This window comes from Williamsia sp. z34 (genome assembly GCF_059553395.1).
Window position 1 is genome coordinate 31638 of sequence record NZ_JCANWW010000015.1, and the last position, 18911, is coordinate 50548.

General features: G+C 63.7%; 16 protein-coding genes and 1 tRNA gene. 7 read left to right on the forward strand and 10 right to left on the reverse strand.

Annotated features, from left to right (window positions below; translation table 11 throughout):
• The 4 genes from AC51GT_RS25115 to sp36 form a co-directional block, all read right to left on the reverse strand.
• Positions 1 to 1338, reverse strand: a complete 1338-nt coding sequence (locus AC51GT_RS25115; RefSeq protein WP_496330498.1) for an amidohydrolase family protein — start codon at positions 1336 to 1338, stop codon at positions 1 to 3.
• Positions 1332 to 2504, reverse strand: coding sequence for a CoA transferase (locus AC51GT_RS25120; RefSeq protein ID WP_496330499.1), 1173 nt, complete (start codon positions 2502 to 2504; stop codon positions 1332 to 1334). Before AC51GT_RS25120 ends, AC51GT_RS25115 begins: the two co-directional genes overlap by 7 nt.
• A 191-nt stretch (positions 2505 to 2695) precedes the next feature.
• Positions 2696 to 3160 carry a RidA family protein gene (locus AC51GT_RS25125; RefSeq protein ID WP_496327417.1) on the reverse strand — a complete coding sequence of 155 codons (465 nt, stop codon included), beginning with the start codon at positions 3158 to 3160 and terminating at the stop codon, positions 2696 to 2698.
• A 7-nt stretch (positions 3161 to 3167) separates the two neighbouring features.
• Entirely contained in the window at positions 3168 to 3332 is a 165-nt protein-coding gene (sp36, locus tag AC51GT_RS25130) for a Sp36 family protein (RefSeq protein WP_023956445.1), read from the reverse strand.
• A gap of 144 nt (positions 3333 to 3476) precedes the next feature.
• Here sp36 and bagA point away from each other — a divergent pair, with 144 nt between their 5' ends.
• A complete protein-coding gene (gene bagA, locus AC51GT_RS25135) occupies positions 3477 to 4487 on the forward strand; it encodes an ATPase BagA (RefSeq protein WP_496330500.1) in 1011 nt (336 codons plus the stop codon).
• Positions 4487 to 5581: an ATPase BagB gene (gene bagB, locus AC51GT_RS25140; protein WP_496327415.1), complete on the forward strand. Its 1095-nt coding sequence runs from the start codon at positions 4487 to 4489 to the stop codon at positions 5579 to 5581. The genes bagA and bagB overlap by 1 nt, the downstream gene beginning before the upstream one ends.
• Before the next feature lie 56 nt (positions 5582 to 5637).
• Here the strand turns inward: bagB and AC51GT_RS25145 are convergent, their stop codons facing one another.
• Positions 5638 to 5955 (reverse strand): WhiB family transcriptional regulator, encoded by a 318-nt coding sequence (locus tag AC51GT_RS25145; protein ID WP_495513341.1) that lies wholly within the window; start codon positions 5953 to 5955, stop codon positions 5638 to 5640.
• Positions 5956 to 6180: 225 nt separating this feature from the next.
• Between AC51GT_RS25145 and AC51GT_RS25150 the strand changes: the two genes are divergently transcribed.
• Positions 6181 to 8649: a penicillin-binding protein gene (locus AC51GT_RS25150; RefSeq protein ID WP_496327414.1), complete on the forward strand. Its 2469-nt coding sequence runs from the start codon at positions 6181 to 6183 to the stop codon at positions 8647 to 8649.
• A gap of 99 nt (positions 8650 to 8748) precedes the next feature.
• Here the strand turns inward: AC51GT_RS25150 and AC51GT_RS25155 are convergent, their stop codons facing one another.
• On the reverse strand, positions 8749 to 9216 hold the full coding sequence (locus tag AC51GT_RS25155; protein ID WP_496327413.1) for a GatB/YqeY domain-containing protein: 468 nt from the start codon (positions 9214 to 9216) through the stop codon (positions 8749 to 8751).
• A gap of 115 nt (positions 9217 to 9331) precedes the next feature.
• Here AC51GT_RS25155 and AC51GT_RS25160 point away from each other — a divergent pair, with 115 nt between their 5' ends.
• Positions 9332 to 10327, forward strand: coding sequence for a metallophosphoesterase (locus AC51GT_RS25160; RefSeq protein WP_496330501.1), 996 nt, complete (start codon positions 9332 to 9334; stop codon positions 10325 to 10327).
• A gap of 65 nt (positions 10328 to 10392) precedes the next feature.
• Positions 10393 to 10466 (forward strand) — tRNA-Pro (locus AC51GT_RS25165).
• A gap of 110 nt (positions 10467 to 10576) precedes the next feature.
• Here AC51GT_RS25165 and AC51GT_RS25170 read toward each other — a convergent pair.
• The 3 genes from AC51GT_RS25170 to AC51GT_RS25180 form a co-directional block, all read right to left on the reverse strand.
• Positions 10577 to 12064, reverse strand: a complete 1488-nt coding sequence (locus AC51GT_RS25170; RefSeq protein WP_496330502.1) for an MFS transporter — start codon at positions 12062 to 12064, stop codon at positions 10577 to 10579.
• 189 nt (positions 12065 to 12253) lie between these two features.
• Positions 12254 to 13108, reverse strand: coding sequence for a mycofactocin-coupled SDR family oxidoreductase (locus tag AC51GT_RS25175; protein ID WP_496330503.1), 855 nt, complete (start codon positions 13106 to 13108; stop codon positions 12254 to 12256).
• A gap of 31 nt (positions 13109 to 13139) precedes the next feature.
• A complete protein-coding gene (locus AC51GT_RS25180) occupies positions 13140 to 14657 on the reverse strand; it encodes an MFS transporter (RefSeq protein WP_496330504.1) in 1518 nt (505 codons plus the stop codon).
• A 334-nt stretch (positions 14658 to 14991) separates the two neighbouring features.
• Between AC51GT_RS25180 and AC51GT_RS25185 the strand changes: the two genes are divergently transcribed.
• The gene (locus tag AC51GT_RS25185) at positions 14992 to 15756 is read left to right on the forward strand and encodes an SDR family NAD(P)-dependent oxidoreductase (RefSeq protein WP_496330505.1); all 765 of its coding nucleotides are present in this window, start codon (positions 14992 to 14994) and stop codon (positions 15754 to 15756) included.
• 131 nt (positions 15757 to 15887) lie between these two features.
• Here AC51GT_RS25185 and AC51GT_RS25190 read toward each other — a convergent pair whose 3' ends face one another.
• Complete coding sequence (locus AC51GT_RS25190; RefSeq protein WP_496330506.1) at positions 15888 to 17462, reverse strand: FAD-binding protein; 1575 nt, start codon at positions 17460 to 17462, stop codon at positions 15888 to 15890.
• 224 nt (positions 17463 to 17686) lie between these two features.
• Here AC51GT_RS25190 and AC51GT_RS25195 point away from each other — a divergent pair, with 224 nt between their 5' ends.
• Positions 17687 to 18889 carry a 3-ketosteroid-9-alpha-monooxygenase, oxygenase component gene (locus AC51GT_RS25195; protein ID WP_496330507.1) on the forward strand — a complete coding sequence of 401 codons (1203 nt, stop codon included), beginning with the start codon at positions 17687 to 17689 and terminating at the stop codon, positions 18887 to 18889.
• The last annotated feature ends 22 nt before the right edge of the window (positions 18890 to 18911 follow it).

An 18911-nucleotide genomic window follows, 5' to 3' on the forward strand; every position in this document is an offset into this window, starting at 1 on the left:
TCATCGCTCCATCAACCGTCCGCCGATCAGCGTGGCGGCCACCAATTCTGCGCTCAGCTCTTGCAGGACCACCTCGGGCGGTTCGGAGAGCAGACACAGGTCCGCCACCGATCCGGGCGTCAGATCGCGCGGCGTCCCCGGGTCTCCCGGCTCGCCCAGGAACAGCTCAACCGCGGAGATGGCCGGAACGCGTTCGGAGATGGCCAGTTCCGATCCGCTCGGCGTCGTTCGGTCGCGTGCCGCACGCATCGCCGCCCAGGGATCGAGATCCCCGAAGGGGGCGTCCGTGCTGCCCGCCACCGGTATCCCGGCACATTGCAGACTCCGCAACCGCCAGAGTTCATCGTGTTCGATGGCGGGCACGTCCTGCAGATACTCGTCGCCGCGTTCGGCAACGAAGCCGGGCTGAGTAACCACGGTGAGGCCGAGCTCCATGAGGTCATCGATCATCGACTCCGGCACCACCGCAGCGTGTTCGATCCGGTCGCCGGCACGCACCCCGGCAGCGCGCAGCGCGGTGGTGGCCACCACCAACTGCACCACCGTGACGCAGTGCAGTGCCACCGCTGCGCTGTGATGCACCGCCGCAATCCATTCGGTGAGGGCGTCGAGGTCCAGGGTGGTGTCGTCGAGGATACGCTTGACCGGGCCGAAGGACAGATGGGGATGCGAGCGACCGGAATCGGCCGACATCACCAGGACCCGCTGCCGGATCTGCCCGCTGCCGACGGCGTCGTCGAGTGAATCCAGGTCGGCGGCAGTCAAATTCGGGGTTGCTTCGGTGACGGCGGTGACGCCGTACCCACTCAGGCGACGACTCAGCGGGTCGAAGTCGGTTGGACTGCCGATGGTTGCCGCGGCCACCTGGGCGTCCTGTCGAAAGAGTTGTCCGGTGGGATGACTCGCCTGCCCGAGGACGGCCAGGCCTGCCGAGTTCACCAACCACATCGCACCACTGCGATGCTGGATCCGCAAGGGCACGTGCGGGATCAACGCATCCAGAGCGTATCGATCGAGGTCGCCGGCCACGCTGTGGTGGTAGCCGACCGCGCGAATCCAACCGTCGGGTTGCGGTGTCCCGGTGACCAGCGCGGCCCGCAACTCCTCCGGCGTGCGGACCTGTGGTGGTCCGACCCTGATCGACGTGGCCGCCGCCGCGGTGGCCCGCAGATGGATGTGATGGTCACAGAGGCCGGGGATGAGGGCACCGCCCCGCGCATCCAGAACCGCTTCGTCAGGCGCGGCATCCAGTTCGGTGCCGACCTCACCGATACGGTCGCCGATCGTTCGAAGTGCGACGGGCTCTCCGGTGAGTCGTCGCGCATTGATGATCAACATGCCATCCGGCTCTCGACCAGACGTGCCACCCATAGTGCGTCGACCTGCCGACCGGTGGCCTGCGGGATCGCGGGCACCCGCGCGAGGACCGCGGCGTGATCACCGCGGCTCGGGATCGTCGGCACTGCAGCATACTTGGCCGCCACCCCAGACATGACCACGTCGATGATCTCGCCCCCACCCCGACCGAGCGATTCGATCACCGCGCCCGCGGCCTCGAGGCCGGTCAACGGATCGGCAATGGCATCTCCGCAGAAGACCGGGCCCCGGTTCCCCTGTCCGACAAGGCCGCCCGCGACTGCCGCGTCGTCGCCGAACGCGACCCGATTCCGCACGTCAGCGGCCGTGCCGTATCCGGTGATCCGAACCCAGACCCGTCCCGGGCGGGATGCCCGCGTCGCGGCATCGAGCCCGGCGGACTCCAACGCCCGCGGTCGCGACGCCTCGATCACCACGTCGGCGACGTCCAGCAGATGCGCCAGTTCGCTGTTCTGACCGGTGATCTCGGCCGGGAAGAGAAGTTTTCCACCGTTCATCCACCGGAAGAAGTCGGGGTTCCCGGCTCGGGCGCCGTCCGGCCGGCCCGGACTCTCCACCTTGATCACGGTGGCTCCCATACTCCCGAGGAGTTGTCCGCAGAGCGGCCCGGCCCACATCGCGGACAGGTCGACCACCAACAGATCGCGGTCGATCACCCGCTCCCGCGACCGGTCCCAGCCCCGGGTGATCACAGACGGTGGCGCGGTCGCCGAACCCAGCACGGCCGCCGGGATCCCGAGCATCTGTGCGCGTTCGACGAGTTCGCTCGCCATCCAGACCCGGGCCGCGCCCTCGAGCGTCGACCACACATCCTCGATGGGTTCGTCGGTACTGAGCAACGCTCCCAGCGAGTCCACGTCGTTGCTGCGGGCCAGGGAGAACGCCGTCCAGTTGTCACTACAGCGGATCAACCGCGTGGCACCACCGACCGAGATCCGTCCCTGCCGCCGGGTCCCCATCAGCGCCGACCGACCGGCCAGGAGGTCATCGACCGAGACATCGAACGGCGCGGCGACCTCATCGGCCACTGCCAGGATGCCGGCCCGGCTGAAATCGGCTGGGCCATCCGGATCACCGGTCAGATGAGCCATCCCGCCACTGGCCCAGCGGCTCGCCGGATCGGTCACCGGATGCTCCTTTTCGGTCCTGGCATTTCGCACCAGCCTATTACCCGGCTCACACCCATCGACACCGGCAAGGTTTCGGGTTGCCGGCGTGATCGCGCAGACGAATCCGCGCGCCCACATGATTCGGAGAGTGGACGCGCGGACCGGTGAAGGTTGGAGCGGTGGTGCAGACGGATCGATTCCGCTGGGGGTCAGACCTCGACGATGAGTTCGACCTCGACCGGTGCACCGAGTGGCAGTTCGGCCACACCGACCGCCGATCGCGCGTGGGCACCGGCTTCACCGAAGATCTCACCGAGCAGGTGCGAGGCGCCGTTGATGACGGCCGGCTGTCCGGTGAATCCCGGGGCCGATGCCACGAACCCGACAACCTTGACGATCCGCTTGATCGAGTCGATCCCCACGAGCGCGTCGATCGCGGCCAGCGCGTTCAGTGCGCAGATCCGAGCGGCCTCGGCGGCAGCGTCGGGCCGGACCACACCTTCGGCTCCCTCGGATACCTTGCCGTGCGCGGTGAGCTCTCCACCGAGCATCGGCAGCTGGCCCGAGGTGTAGACGAGGTTGCCGGTCTGGACGGCCGGCACGTACGCGGCGAGCGGTGCCACCACTTTGGGGAGCACGATGTTCAGTTCGGTCAATCGCTCCGACCAGGTCATGTGCAGATCAGCCTTTCGCGCGCTTGAGGTAGGCGACGTGCTGTTCGCCGGTGGGGCCGGGCAGGACGCTGACCAGCTCCCAACCGTCGGCACCCCACTGGTCGAGGATCTGTTTGGTGGCGTGGGTCAGAAGCGGAACGGTCACGTATTCCCAGGCAGTTGGCTCACTCATGTGCCCAGCCTAACGGCTGCATATGCGCATGCCAGGGGCAGCCGCGGCGAGCCACCGGAACTGCCGTCGCGCGAGCCGACAAAACTTGGGCCCGAAGTTCGCTGCGCCATGTTGGTCACCGCCTCGGATGGATAAGGTGAGCCGGTGACGTCAGAACAGCCCCAGGGTTATCACTGGCCGGAAGCCGCCAGGAAAGCACGGCTTCATTTCGTGTCGGGTAAGGGTGGGACCGGCAAGACGACCGTCGCGGCTGCGCTCGCGTTGGCTCTTGCGGCCGAGGGCAAGAAGGTGCTGCTCGTGGAATGCGAGGGGCGGCAGGGCATCGCGCAGATCTTCGACGTTCCACCGCTGGCACCGACCGAGAGCAAGGTGGCGACCGCGGAGGGCGGCGGCCAGGTCTCGGCGCTGGCCATCGACATAGAACACGCCTTGCTCGAATACCTCGACATGTTCTACAGCCTCGGATTCGCCGGCCGCGCCATGCGCCGGATTGGGGCGATCGATTTTGTCACCACCGTCGCGCCGGGGCTTCGCGATGTTCTGGTGACCGGAAAGATCAAGGAGTGTGTGGTCCGGACCGATAAGAAGGGCAACCGGATCTACGATGCCGTGGTGGTGGATTCACCACCGACCGGCCGGATCGGCAACTTCCTCGATGTCACCAAGGCGATGGCCGATCTGACCAAGACCGGCCCGCTGCGTAATCAGAGCGAGGGCGTCGTGAAGCTGCTGCACTCGAGCGAGACGGTGGTGCACCTGGTGACGCTGCTCGAGGCGATGCCGATCCAGGAGACCATCGAGGCGGTGGGCGAACTCGAGGGCAAAGATCTCACCATCGGGTCACTGATCATCAACAAGGTGTCACCGCAGCATCTACCTGCAGATTCGGTCAGCGACATCGCCGATGGCGTGATCGACACAGACCGGTTGCGGTCGCAGCTCGACGCCGCAGGCCTGACCATCACCGAAGCCGACTTCGCGGGCCTGCTGACCGAGACCATCGAACACGCCAGCCGGGTGCAGGCACAGCTCGAGGCCGGTGCGGAACTGCAGACGTTGCACAAGGACAAGCTGCAACTCCCGAACTTTGACGAAGGTGTGGACCTCGGCGGCCTTTATGACCTGTCCGAGATCCTTCAGAAAGCGGGTGCCTGATGCCCATCGATCTCAAAATGGGTGCGATCCTCACCGACCCGGGCACCAAGGTTGTGATCTGTTGTGGCGCAGGCGGAGTCGGCAAGACGACCACAGCCGCCGCGATGGCGGTCTGGGCTGCCGAGCGGGGTCGCAAAGTTGTTGTCCTGACCATCGATCCGGCCAAACGACTCGCCCAGTCACTGGGCATGGACGAGCTGACCAACAGTCCCCAGCCGGTGAAGATCGATGGCGAGGGAACCCTCGACGCGATGATGCTCGACATGCGCCGGACCTTCGACGAGATGGTCACCCAGTACTCGCCGCCCGACCGGGCCGAGGCGATCATGAACAACTCCTTCTACCAGACCGTCGCCAGCTCGTTCTCCGGGACGCAGGAGTACATGGCGATGGAGAAGCTGGGCCAGCTTCTGGCGCAGGATGATTGGGATCTGGTGGTGGTCGACACCCCGCCGTCGCGCAACGCCCTGGACTTCCTCGACGCACCACAGCGCCTCGGCTCGTTCCTCGAAGGCCGCCTGATGAAGGTGCTGGTCGGCGGTGGACGTGGCGTGGGCCGCGTGGTGACCGGCGCGGTGGGCCTGGCGATGAAGGGCGTCTCGACGATCATCGGCGGCGAAACGCTGCGCGACGTCTCGGTGTTCGTACAGTCACTCGACACCATGTTCGGCAGTTTCCGGGAACGTGCCGACCGGACATACACCTTGCTCAAGCAACCGGGGACCCAGTTTGCCGTCGTGGCCACGGCCGAGCCGGATGCCTTGCGCGAAGCCGCATTTTTCGTTGACCGGTTGTCCGAGGAAAAGATGCCGCTGGCCGGGCTGATCCTCAATCGGACCCATCCGAATCTGACCGGTATCACCGGATCGACCGCCGAGGCCGCGGCGGCGCAGATCGAAGATCCGCTGACCAAGGCGATTCTGACCATTCACGCCGAGCGTGCCACCACTGGTAAACGTGAACTCCATCTGCTGCACAGTTTCACGACCTCCCATCCCACGGTTCCGATCGTGGGAGTTCCGGCCCTGCCGTTCGAGGTCGCGGATATGACGGCGTTGCGTGCCGTGGCCGAAGAGATCACCAACAGAGGCTGAAAACAAAGGAAGGAGGCGGTCTCCCCGGCCGCCTCCTTTGTTGTCGGTGTTACCGCTTATCCGACGCCGACGATTTGACGTCTGCGCTGGGTTTCGAAGAATGTGCTCCACGAGGTGACCTCGGGATGCTGCCGCAGAAGTGCTCGACGCTGACGCTCCGTCATCCCGCCCCACACGCCGAACTCCACGTGGTTGTCGAGCGCGTCCGCGCCACATTCGAGTTGTACCGGGCAATGCCGACAGATGGTTGCCGCCTTGCGCTGTGCAGCGCCTCGGACAAACAGCTGGTCAGGATCAACCTCACGGCACCGTGCCCTGGCAACCCAGGCCAGTCTGGCTTCGTTCTCTACGGTCGCAGCTGCCGCTTTCGCCATGTGCATCCCCTGTCTAAAGCATATGAAGTACGCCCGGACTTGCATTTACGACTGAATGTTATGTGAGTCACATTCAAGTAGAACTAATCTATGGATCACAGTCATGGACAGTCAAGACCTGGGTTGAAAAAAGTGGCACTGACGTCCAAACAGATGAGGTATCGGGTCGATCTCAAGACCCTTCGAACGCCTTCGCAGTGATGGGTGACACGTATCGTGGCGAACGTGCCGAAGTCGAAATCGCTAACCCTGCTCGTTGGATCGTGTGTCCTGGCGGGGGTTCTGCTCGCCGGACTCCTGTTCCCGATCGCCGGCGGCCTCGGTCTGGTGTCGAACCGGGCCGCAGACACCATGCAAAGCGTGTCGTCGGAGCTCATCGAAGGGCAGGTCCCCGAGGTCACGACCATGACCGATGTCAACGGCAAGCCGATCGCATACCTCTATGACCAGCGACGTACCCAGGTCGGCTACAACGACATCTCCCCGGAGATGATCCGGGCGATCATCTCCGTCGAGGACCGCCGATTCCTCGACCACGACGGCGTCGACTGGAAGGGGACCATCCGGGCGTTCCTCAAGAACCAGTCGTCCGGTGAGGTCCAGCAGGGCGCATCGACCATCGACCAGCAGTATGTGAAGAACTACCAGCTGCTGGTGCTCGCCCAGAACGACGCGGAGCGCCGGGCCGCCACCGAGACGACCCCGGCCCGCAAGCTCAAAGAGGTCCGGATGGCGTTGACCCTCGAGAACACACTCACCGAACAGATCAAGAGCGACCGGAATCTCAGTGAGGCGCAGGCCAAGCAAGAAGCGAAGAAGGAGATCGTCACCCGCTATCTGAACGTGGTGCCGTTCGGCAACGGGGCCTATGGCATCGAGGCCGCCGCCCAGACCTACTTCGCCAAACCGGCCAGGGATCTGAACGTGCCCGAATCGGCGATGCTGGCCGGCATGGTCCAGTCGAGCTCGGCCCTGGACCCGTACACGAATCCCGAGGGCGTACTCGAACGCCGCAGGGTCGTCCTCGACACGATGGTCACCAACTTCCCGAACCGCGCCGCCGAATACCAGGCCGCGATGAGCGCCCCGCTGGGCGTCGCCCCCTCCCCGATCACGCTGCCGAACGGCTGCATCTCGGCCGCGGACGCCGGATTCTTCTGCGACTACGCACTGCAGTTCCTCGCCGCGAACGGGATGAACCGCGAGGCGATCACCCGCGGCGGCTACACGATCCGCACCACGCTCGACCCGGTCGTCCAACGATCGACCGATGCCGGCGTGCAAAAGATCACCGATCCCGATCTCGAGGGTGTGGCGACGGTGATGAGCGTGATCAAGCCCGGCGCCGAATCGCACGACATCATGTCGATGGCCTCGAGCCGCGTCTACGGACTCGATCAGAATGCCAACCAGACCGTGCAGCCGCAGCCGTTCTCCATGGTCGGCGACGGTGCCGGATCGGTCTTCAAGATCTTCACCGTGGCCGCAGCCATGGAGAACGGGCTCGGCGCCGGGTCGACGCTCTCGGTCCCGTCGTTCTTTCAGGCTCAGGGGATGGGCAGCAGCGACGGCGTCAACGGTTGTCCCGCGGCCAGTTACTGCGTCAGGAATGTCGGCCGATATCCGGGGCAGATGTCGGTGACCAATGCGCTCGCACAGTCGCCCAACACCGCATTCGTGAAGCTGCTGCAGGACGTCGGTGTGGCACCGGCCGTCGACATCGCGGTGCGGCTGGGCATGCGGTCCTATGCCAGTCCGGGAAGTTCGGGGAACGGTGAGCAGTCGCTCGCGGACTACTTCAAGCAGAGCAACCTCGGGTCGTTCACCCTGGGACCGACCGCGGTCAACGCATTGGAGCTGTCGAATGTGGGGGCAACCCTGGCCTCACACGGGATCTGGTGCCCACCCAATCCGATCGCCTCGATCACCCAGCCCAAACGGGACCGCTACGGCAACGAGGTGGTCGATGCCAACGGCGCCCCCGCGGTCCAGGAAGTCGCGTTCGAGCGACCCAAGTGTGAGAAAGTCGTCGAACCCGGACTCGCAGACACCCTGGCCAACGCCCTCAGCGCCGACGATCGCGGCGCCGGAACGGCTGCGGGTGCCGCCAGTTCCACCGGCTGGAGCCTGCCGCTATCCAGCAAGACCGGGACCACTGAAGCCCACCGCTCGTCGGCGTTCGTCGGTTTCACCAACAACCTTGCCGCGGCGACCTACACCTACAACGACTCCCCGACGCCGTCCGAACTGTGCTCGAATCCGCTTCGGCAATGCGGCGACGGAACCCTGTTCGGCGGCAACGAACCGGCGCGGACCTGGTTCACCGCGATCCTGCCGATCGCCAACAACTTCGGGCCCACCACCCTGCCGCCCAACGATCCCCGCTATGTCGCCGGAGTCGGTGGCACGTCGGTCCCGAATGTGGCCGGAATGGGGGCAGGTGCGGCCGTCAAGCGCCTGGAGGACGCCGGATTCCGGGTCAGCCAGGTCCAGTCCGACAACGCTCAGACCGCGGGCACCGTCGTGTGGATGAGCCCGGAGGGCACCTCGATCAGGGGCAGCACCATCACTATCTATGTCAGCACCGGGCGCACGCAGGCACCCCAGCCGCCGCCGACGACACGTGCCCCGGTCCTGCCGACGACGATCACCGTGCCGGGGATCGGTCCGATCGAGATACCGACACCCCCGTAGCCACCCCCCGCAACCAAAAATTCGCGCCACTTGCGTGCGTTCGCGCCGGTTGCAACCAGCGCGAACGCACGTATGTGGCGCGAACTCGGGGTTGTGCCGTTACTGAAGTCGCGCCCGAACCGCAGCCGACAGCCGTTTACCGTCGGCCCGGCCGGCTGCGAGTGCGGTGGCCTGGCCCATGATCCGGCCCATCTGCTTCATCGTCGGCTCGGCCCCGGTCTGTTCGGCGACGGCCGCATAAGCCTGGTTCACCACGGCCTCGAGTTCGGCGTCGTCGAGCTGACTGGGCAGATAGCGGGCGATGATCTCGGCTTCGGCGCGCTCTTTGGCGGCGAGTTCTTCACGGTCGTTCTCGGCGAAGATCGACGCCGCCTCGGCCCGCTTCTTGCTCTCGCGGGCAAGCACTTTGAGGACGTCATCGTCGGTCAACTCACGTGCCGTCTTGCCGGAGACCTCTTCGGCACCGATCGCGGCGAGGACCATTCGCAGCGTCCCGGTGACGAGGGGTTCTTTGGCTTTCATGGCGGTGGTCAGATCAGCGCGGATCTGTTCCTTGAGGGTTGACATGTGATCAAAGCTACGCCGACGGGGCACCCCGCTCCCAACCCATTTACCGACTGATTTCGCTGCGAGCGCAGGGCGAGCAACCTGCGGGTTCGGTACCGGCGCGTATTCTGGGACCATGATTCACGGACTACAAGGCGCTCCTCGGCGCGGGAATCAACTCTCACGCCCGACGCTGCCGCAGATCGCGCTCGGTGCGGTCGCCGCCGGCGCCACCGGCCTGGCCTACGCAACCCTGGTGGAGCGCAATGCCTTTGCGCTGCGTCATCAGACACTGCCGGTGCTCGAGCCCGGCGCCAGCCCACTACGGGTGTTGCACATCAGCGATCTGCACATGATGCCCGGCCAGCGCCTCAAGCAGGCGTGGGTGCAGGAACTCGCGGGCCTCAAGCCCGATCTGGTGATCAACACCGGCGACAACCTGGCTCACCCCCAGGCGGTACCCGCGGTCGTGCAGGCCCTTGGTGAACTGCTGTCGGTGCCCGGGTTGTTCGTCTTCGGCTCCAACGACTATTTCGGTCCGACCGCCAAGAACCCGCTCAAGTACTTCAAGAAGGACCACAAGCGGTCCCACGGTGAGCCTCTGCCCTGGCAGGACCTGCGCGCGGCCTTCACCGAGCGCGGTTGGCTCGACGCCACCCATTCGGTCCGCGAGCTCGAGGTCGCCGGGGTCCGGGTGGCCGCTGCGGGCGTCGACGATCCACATATCGGCCGCGACCGCTACGAGACCATCGAGGGACGCCCCAACCCGCTGGCCCATCTGCGACTGGGTCTGACCCACTCCCCGGAGCCGCGGGTGCTCGACCGGTTCGCCGCCGACGGCTACGACCTCGTCATGGCCGGGCACACCCACGGTGGACAGCTCTGCCTGCCGCTGTACGGCGCGCTGGTGACGAACTGCCACCTCGACCGCTCGCGGGTAAAGGGACCGTCCATGTGGGGCTCGTCGATGCGTCTGCACGTCAGTGCCGGACTGGGCACCTCCCCGTACGCACCGGCGCGCTTTTGCTGCCGCCCGGAGGCGTCGCTGTTGACGCTCACACCGGTCTCCGACAGCGACTCCGATTTTGATCAGGAAGGCTCGCTGCCACCGATCAGTGCCGAGGCCAATTGACGCTCCTGACCAGGCGATTTAATGCCACGGTCGGACTGCGGTAAGCTATCGCAGGTTGATTGTCACGGGGTGTGGCGCAGCTTGGTAGCGTGCTTCGTTCGGGACGAAGAGGTCGTGGGTTCGAATCCCGCCACCCCGACAGAGAGACCGATTTCGATCGGTCTTGCAAGATGTGTTGGTTGAGACACAAGCAGTGAAACCCCGGTTCGCGCCAAATGCGGACCGGGGTTTCCTCGTTTCAAGTGGGCGTCACCGCGTAGGTGTCTTACGCGGTAGGAACATCGCTGCCACGACTGCGGCAACGGCTGCCACCAACGCTGCCGCCGATGCCCAGATGTACCCGGACGCCGACGGCGCAACCAGGTCTGTCCCTGCGATCTCGGTTGCGCTGCTCGCCAGGATCATCCCGATCACGGCAGCAGATGCTGCCAGCCCGACGATTCGCATCAACGCATTGAGTCCGTTCGCCTCACCGGTCTGTTCGACGGGTGTCGCATCCATGATGAGCGTCGGCAAGGTGGCATAAGAAATCCCAGTGGACGTTCCGATCACACAGGTGATCGCCACCAAGTAGACAATCGGGAACTCCCATCCCACAACGAGTGCGATCGCCATCGCGGACAACGCAATGCTCGCCAACACACCCGCAACAGTCAAAGTGCGTCGAGCCCCCAGCGACGCCACCATGCGAGCACCGACGTTCGATGACACGAATGCCGCCACTCCGGCAGGGGCCATCAACAACCCCGCCGTCAGCATCGAGACTCCGAGCCCATGCGGGGTCGACGACGGCGCCATCAACATTTGGATGGGTATCAGTTGCATCCCGTAGAACGCGAACGAGTTCATGACGCCGACGATGTTTCCGAGCATCACTGCACGAAGCGTGGCGATTTTCAGATCAAGCAACGGGTTGAGCTTGCGTCGTTCATACGCCAACCAGCCGGCGAAGGTGAGGCCAGATAATCCGAACAGAGACAATGTGACGGGGCTCGTCCACCCCCAGTCAAACCCTTTGCTCAGCGGCAGCAGCAACGTGACAAGAATGGCACTGAGCCCTAGCGCGCCGGTCAGATCAAACCGACCACCGGTCCGAATCGCACCGGGCTTGACGAGTGCGTAGATGCCGGCAAAACAAGCCGCAGACCCCACCACGGCAACCCAGAACAACATTCGCCAGCCATACGTCTGCCCAACGAAGCCGGCAAACGGTAGACCGAGTGCGCCGCCCACGGCCAGCGACGAACTCATCATCCCGACCGCGGTACCCAATTTCTCTGCCGGCACGAACTCTCGCATCACACTGATCCCGACCGCAACGAAAGCAACGCCGAGACCTTGCAGAGCACGGCCCACAAGAAAAACCGGAAGGCCCGGCGCCACTGCACATACCAGCGATCCCACCCCTACCGCACCTATGCAGCACAGCAAGAGGCGACGTCTCCCGAACATGTCTCCGAGTCGCCCGGCCAGCGGCGTGGCCACCGCTCCCACAGCCATGGTGACGGTCACGGCCCACGAGGCATTTCCAGCGGAGGTATCGAGCATCTTCGGCAGCGACGGAATCAGTGGCACGATGAGCGTTTGGGTCAGAGACATCGCTATCCCCGCCGCGCACAGCACGACCACTCCGAGCATCGTTTTGGTCGCAACCTCGTCGTGTCCCGACTGGGGCCTGTTCGCCTTGCCGCCGACATGCTCGGGTAGCCCCGCTGCAGGTTCGATTGCGTTACTCAATGGTGCTCGGCCCTCCATACTCACCGCCGATAGAGATAGCGCCTCAGTGAATCGCGGCATCACGTACCGTATGTTCCGCGACCGAAACCCGGAAGCAGCGCTCCCGATCCGCGGGATCCGCAAGGGCTTCTACTGGTTTCATGATCCGTAAGCACGGTGCGAGCAGGCTCATCTCATCGCCGGTGACAGTCAGATCCTCGCGGCTCCGTTATCGACCGTCAGTTGCGATGCAGTGATGGTCCGAGAGTCATTGCATGCAAGGAACAGCACGGCATTGGCTATGTCGTCAGGTGACGACATCGGCGGGTCGAACAAGAGCTGCCCCATGGCGGCTGCGCAGGACGGGTTGTCCGCGAACACCTTTTCGCCCTCGGCTCCCAATGCTCCCATCGCGGTCGAGACGCCCCACGGATGCACCGAATTGACGCGAATGTTGTATGGCGCAAGCTCTATCGCCGCACTCTTGACCAATCCGACGACGCCGTGCTTGGCCGCGCTGTAGTGCGACTGTCCCGGAAGAGCTTTGATTCCGGCACTGGAACTTGTCGCGATGATCGAGCCTCCGTTCCCGGCCGCGATCATGTCCGGGATCGCCGCCCGCAAAGTGTTGAAGACCCCGGTGAGGTTGATGTCGATCATGTCCTGCCACCGTTCGGGCGTCATCTCCCACAGTCGGCCCCACGATACGACCCCGGCATTCGCAACAACGATATCCAGCCGCCCGAGTTCTTCGACGCCGCGGCGGACCAGCCCCTCGAGGCCCGCGAGGTCTCGAACGTCGACCCGTGCGTGAACCACCCTTCTACCCTTCTTCTCGACGAGTGCAATGGTCTCCTCGAAGTCTTCTGAGGTCGCTGCGGGATAATCGATCTCAGTCGGAGGCCCACAGACATCGGTGATGATCACGTCTGCACCCTCCTCGGCAAGCAGCAACGCCTCTGCTCTTCCCTGACCACGCGCTGCACCCGTGATGAATGTAACCTTTCCTGACACTCGCGCGTTGCTCAATGTGTTCTCGTCTCTATTCCAGGACTTTGCAGACATTCACAGCAGCATCCGCAAAGGCTTCCAACGATCAAATTTTGCTGATGGTCGCGATCGGCGCAGCTTCGGTAAGGACAATGACCGGTTCATGCTCTCGCGGGACGGAGATCTGTTTGATGTTGCGGGGCAGGAGTATTGCCGAGACGGCGCCGAGCACACCGGCCAGCCCGACCAACAGCCATGCGTACTTGATCGCGTCGTTGTTGTAGATCACTGCACCTTCGACCTCCAGTGCGACATGCGAGTTCATGATGGCGAACGCGACAACCGGGAGAATTGCGGCAAACATGCTCTGGAAAACGGCGACCATACTCGCGGTGGATGCCTGCAATTGCGCCGGCACCGAAGCGATCTGGAGATTGGGAATCGATGCGTAGCCGGTGCCTGTCGCGACACCGATTATGAGACCGATCATGAACACCGAGAGTTTGGTGTCGTGGAAGAAGGCCATCAGAACACCACCGACCACGAACAAGGTCATACCCGCGATCATCGTCTGACGCGGCTTCACATTGCGGCCGACGAGGTATCCGACGAGCACACCAGCCACCACGCCGCCGGCACCGACCGGAGCCTGGTAAAGGGCGAAACCTTCAGCGTCAGCACCAAATCCGTATCCGAGATCCATTCCCGGGATGGCCGGCGTCATGACCATCGTAGGCAAAATGACAGCGACGAGCGCGGAGATGGCGTAGCAGAAACCTGCGGCAATCGCTGTGAAGATGACCGGCCGTTGACCGAACAGGCGCAAGTCGACCAACGGTTCGGTGATGATGCGCGCAGAGATGGCCCATGCGACGAGAAGCGCGAGGCCACCGAAGAGATATGCCAGGGTCGATCCATTGCTCCAGCCCCAGGTATCACCAAAGCTGATCGCCACCAGTACACCGCCGACGCCACCGCCGAGTAGCAACGCGCCGATTGGATCGATACGAGACCGCAGACGCACCGGCGATTCCGGAGTGGTGACGATGATAAGCGCGGCTGAGATGATCAGGATGCCGCCGATGAACCAGTAGACGCTGCGGAAGCCGAAGGTGTCGATCAACCAGCCTGAGAAGAACGGGAGCGGAACGGTGATCAGGCCCATGCCACTGGTCGCTATCGCGACAGCGAGCGGAACGATCCTCGACGGGAACACATCTCGGATGAGCGAGTAGCTCAAGAACAGCGTGGCGATGAAGAATCCCGACAAAACACGACCGACGAGCATGATCGGGAAGTTGGGTGCCACCGCCGAGATCACCGATCCGACGACTGTGAAGCCGATGCAGAAGAGCAACAGCTTTCGTTTGCCGTGCGTGTCTGCGAGCTTACCGATCACGGGACTCACGACGGCCCCCACGAGCAGGACCGACGCCAGCATCCAGGCCCCCTGCGTGGTCCCGAACTCCACCCCGATCAGCGGAATCGTGGTCGAAACCATGATGTAGCTCATCGACAGGACTTCGAGTACCAAGACCAACGAGATCAGGGAGAGCACCAGTCGTAATGACCAGCCTTGTTCGTCCAGATCAGGCGCCGACGCAGCCGTTGAATCGACACTCATGTGGTTTCCTTTCGGGCTCCCTCTACCGAGGGGCGGAACAGAGGTGACTCACAACACACCGCATCGCCGCCGCGCCGCCACACACGCTCCCACCAGACGGGAGCATTCTGGGTTGAATGCCGACAAGTTTGACTGTGCGCGAAACAGGCTGACCCACAGTGGAATCGGACATTACGTTCGGAAGGTCCGCCGTCACGATTTTCAGCTTCGGTGCCCACTGAGCGAGAAATAGGACAACCAAACCCGTCTCCACAGGGTGGACTCGCCGTACCCGTGCTTGAAACGCAGCGGGTGATGCAGCGCACCAGAGGAATTGAAACCCAGAGGAGAAATAGTGTCATTGCAGGGACGAGTTACCCTCATCACCGGAGCCGGCCAGAACACCGGCTCGGCCATCGCACGGGGTTTCGCCGAGGCCGGCGCTTCGGTGATTGTCAACGACCTGTTCGACGAGCGCGCCCGCGCCGGCGCTGCCGCATTGACCGAGATGGGGGCCACAGCAGTCGCGGCGCCGTTCGATATCACCGACTATCAGGCGACCCTCGACGGCATCCGTTCCGCCGAAGCGGAACTGGGTCCGGTCGACATCCTCGTGAACAACGCGGGCATCCCTACCAACGGGTCGCGGCAACCGTTCATCGACTCGACGCCCGGCACCTGGCCTCCCTACATCGACGTGAATCTCTATGGGTCGTTGAACACGACGCATTGCGTGCTTCGTGGGATGGTGGACCGCCGGTGGGGACGGGTCATCCAGATCTCCTCCGGATCAGGCTCTATTGCGAACAAGGGCCTCGGCGCCACCACGTACGGCGCAGGCAAAGCGGGGATCGAAGGCGCCTTGCGCCACATCGCCACCGAAGTGGGTGAAGCGAATGTCACGGTGAATACACTTGCCCTCGGCTTGATGGAGAACTTGCAGGATGCACTCGACGCCGGAATCGCGCCTCTCCCAGAGATTTTTGCATTGAACCTTGTCCCCAGGCTGGGGCGCGGCAGCGAGGTGGGGGCAGCGGCGGTCTGGCTGGCCTCCGATGGCGCCGAGTACATCACGGGCCAGACGATCCATGTCAATGGCGGCGCGTATTCGGGCCGGTGATGCCCCGGCATTTCAGATACTCGGTCCTGCAGGAGGATCCGCGATTCAACCAGGGATAGGGCCCATGCGAACGGCGCCGGGTGATATACCCGGCGCCACTCGGTATTGAGGCTGAGCTGCCGCCAGAAGGATCAGTTCGCTACGGCACCTTCTTTGTCGGACGACGTGATCACTCCACTCTCACCAACCATGTCGAGCACGGCCAGATAACTGAACAGCATCGATGTGGCTATGGGATTGCCTCCCGCCGGATACGCCTCGCCGCTGGGAGCCGCCATCGTGTTGCCGCTTGCGTAGAGCCCCTTGATCGGCGCGCCGGACCTGTCGAGCGCCCGGCCCGCGATGTCGGTCCGGATTCCACCCTTCGTGCCCAGATCCGAAAGGCCTAGCGCCGCAGCATGAAACGGACCCTTCTCGATCGGAACAAGCGGTGAGTGACCCCCGAAGAAAGCTCGGTCGTAGGCTTCGTCACCTCGACCGTGATCGGTATCGACCCCCGCGGCGGCGAACCCGTTGTAGCGGGATACCGTGGCGACGAGCGCCTCCGGTGGCACGCCGATCTTCTTCGCCAGTTCTTCCAACGTGTCGGCCGAATGCCACAGACCTGCCTCGACAAACTTCTCCGGCTCGACCATCGAGACGCTCGTCGACTTGATCGGCGGAACCGCGCCCTCACGGTCGTCGTACACAATCCAGTACGGCAACGTCAGTGTCCCGGTGTCCAGGGCGCGCAGCGCAGTGCGTCCGATCCGGTCGTAGGGTCCGGATTCGTTGACGAACCGCTCGCCGTTCTTGTCGACGAAAATACCTCCGGTCACCCACAGCGAAAAGGTGGAACGGCCATCTGGGTGGGTCACACCGGGAGACCACCAGGCCTGATCCAACAGGTCCACGTCTGCACCCGCCGCGATTGCCGCACGCAGACCCAGCCCCGTGTTCGTGGGGACACCCATCGTGTCCTGTGCCGAACCGGGTACGCCGAACTCGGTGCGGGCATCGTCACTGGCCTCGAAGCCTCCGGTGCCGAGCACAACACCCCTACGCGCTCGGATCGCGCGTCGCTCCCCATCGCACTCGATGATCGCCCCGGTGACTGCCCCGTCTTCGACTACCAGTTCGACCAGAGACGAGTTCAGGTGCAGGGTCGCGTTCGCGTGAGCCGAGATCGCCATCAACAGTCGTGCGATCAGTGTTTGGCCACCGATCAGCGTATCGGGCAGCGGAGCTCCGAGACGATCGGTGTCGAGTGGCGGTCGAAGTGAATCACGCACCAGGGCAGCTTGTTCGGACGTCAACGGCGCAGCCGTCATGTGTCGCATACCATCCACCCGCGCCTTGGGTGCCTTACCGTAATAGTCGGGCCACGGCAGCAAGGCGAACTCGATGTTGTTGTCGCTCTCCAGATATTCGACGAGCCCGGCGCCTCCCCGGACAAAGGTCTCCTGCAGCTCGGCAGGCGTTCGGTCGCCGACCACCGCGCGATAGTAGGTCAGAGCATCCTCGATCGTGTCGTCGACGCCCTCCCGCTGGAGGACCGGATTGCACGGAAACCACATCCCTCCACCCGAATACGCAGTGGTTCCACCGAACTTGTCACTCGCTTCGAAGACCGCGACATCAAGGCCTTCTCGCGCGGCGGCGTAGGCGCCGGCCAGGACGCCCCCTGATCCCGCAACCACCACGTCGACTTCATCGTTCCAGTTCACCGGTTGATCCTCCGCTCTTCGCGACTCGCGTCCCCAGACGGTGGCCGGGGCCTGTCCGGTCCGAAGCCTAGGGATTGGCACCGGCGGCAGAGGCCACGTTCCCGGCCAATGGGAGACATAGATTCTCAGAGACACAGGCTCGTTGTAACGTCCGTCACAGTGGATGAACTGCATCCATTCCAGCCGGCAAGGCGCGCAGGCTCTTTGATGACACGGAGGTCGAAATGCCAGCTCCTCAATCAGACATTCGCACAATCGAGTCCACGGCTCCACCTACTCGTTTCGCCCGCGGTTGGCACTGCCTCGGACTGCTCGATGAGTTTCGCGACGGCAAGCCCCACTCTGTTGAGGCGTTCGGCACCAAACTTGTTGTCTTCACCGGCGAAGGCGGCAAGGTCAGCGTCTTGAACGGCCATTGCCCCCACATGGGTGGTGACCTTTCCCAGGGGACTGTGAAAGGCGATTCGGTGGCATGCCCGTTCCACGACTGGCGGTGGGGCGCAAACGGACGATGCACCGATATCCCCTACGCCAGGCGAGTACCACCGCTGGCCCGCACCAAGTCATGGAAGACCCTCGAACGGAACGGCCAGCTGTATATCTGGCACGATCCCCAGGGAAACCCGCCGCCGCCGGAGGTCATGATTCCGGAGATCGCCGGGTACGACTCGGGCGAGTGGACCCCGTTCACCTGGAACCGCTTGACGATCGAGGGATCTCACTGCCGGGAGATCGTCGACAACGTCGTCGACATGGCGCACTTCTTTTACGTGCACTACTCATTTCCCGTGTACTTCAAGAATGTCTTCGAAGGACATGTCGCAACGCAGGTCATGCACACCAGACCTCGCGGCGACGTGGACCTGGGCACCACCTACACCGATGACAATGACTCGATCGGCCGTTCGGACGCATCGTATTACGGGCCGTCGTACATGATCGACTACCTGTGGAATCAATCGCCCGTCGGTGAACTCCAGACCGCTCTGATCAACTGCCACTATCCGGTTTCTCCCACCAGTTTCGTGCTGCAGTGGGGTGCGGCGGTGAAGAAGCCCGCCGGCCTCAGCGATGAAGACGCCCTGGAAATTGCGCAAACCTTCACCAAGGGAGTCGAATTGGGCTTCGTCCAGGATGTCGAGATCTGGAAGAACAAGACCAAGATCGACAACCCACTGCTGAGCGAGGAAGACGGGCCGGTCTACCAGTTACGTCGCTGGTACGAACAATTCTATGTCGATGCAGAAGATGTGACGCCCGATATGACCAACAGATTCGAGTTCGAGATCGACACCGAACGCGCGGTTGAGTTCTGGCGCAACGAAGTCGACGAGAACATCGCGGCCGGACGATTCATCACCTCCGACCCGCGGATCACCGCTTTCCAGCAGGACGAGGCCAAGCGCGCCGCACTACCGACCACCTGAGCGCTGCCGCACCGGAAAGCCG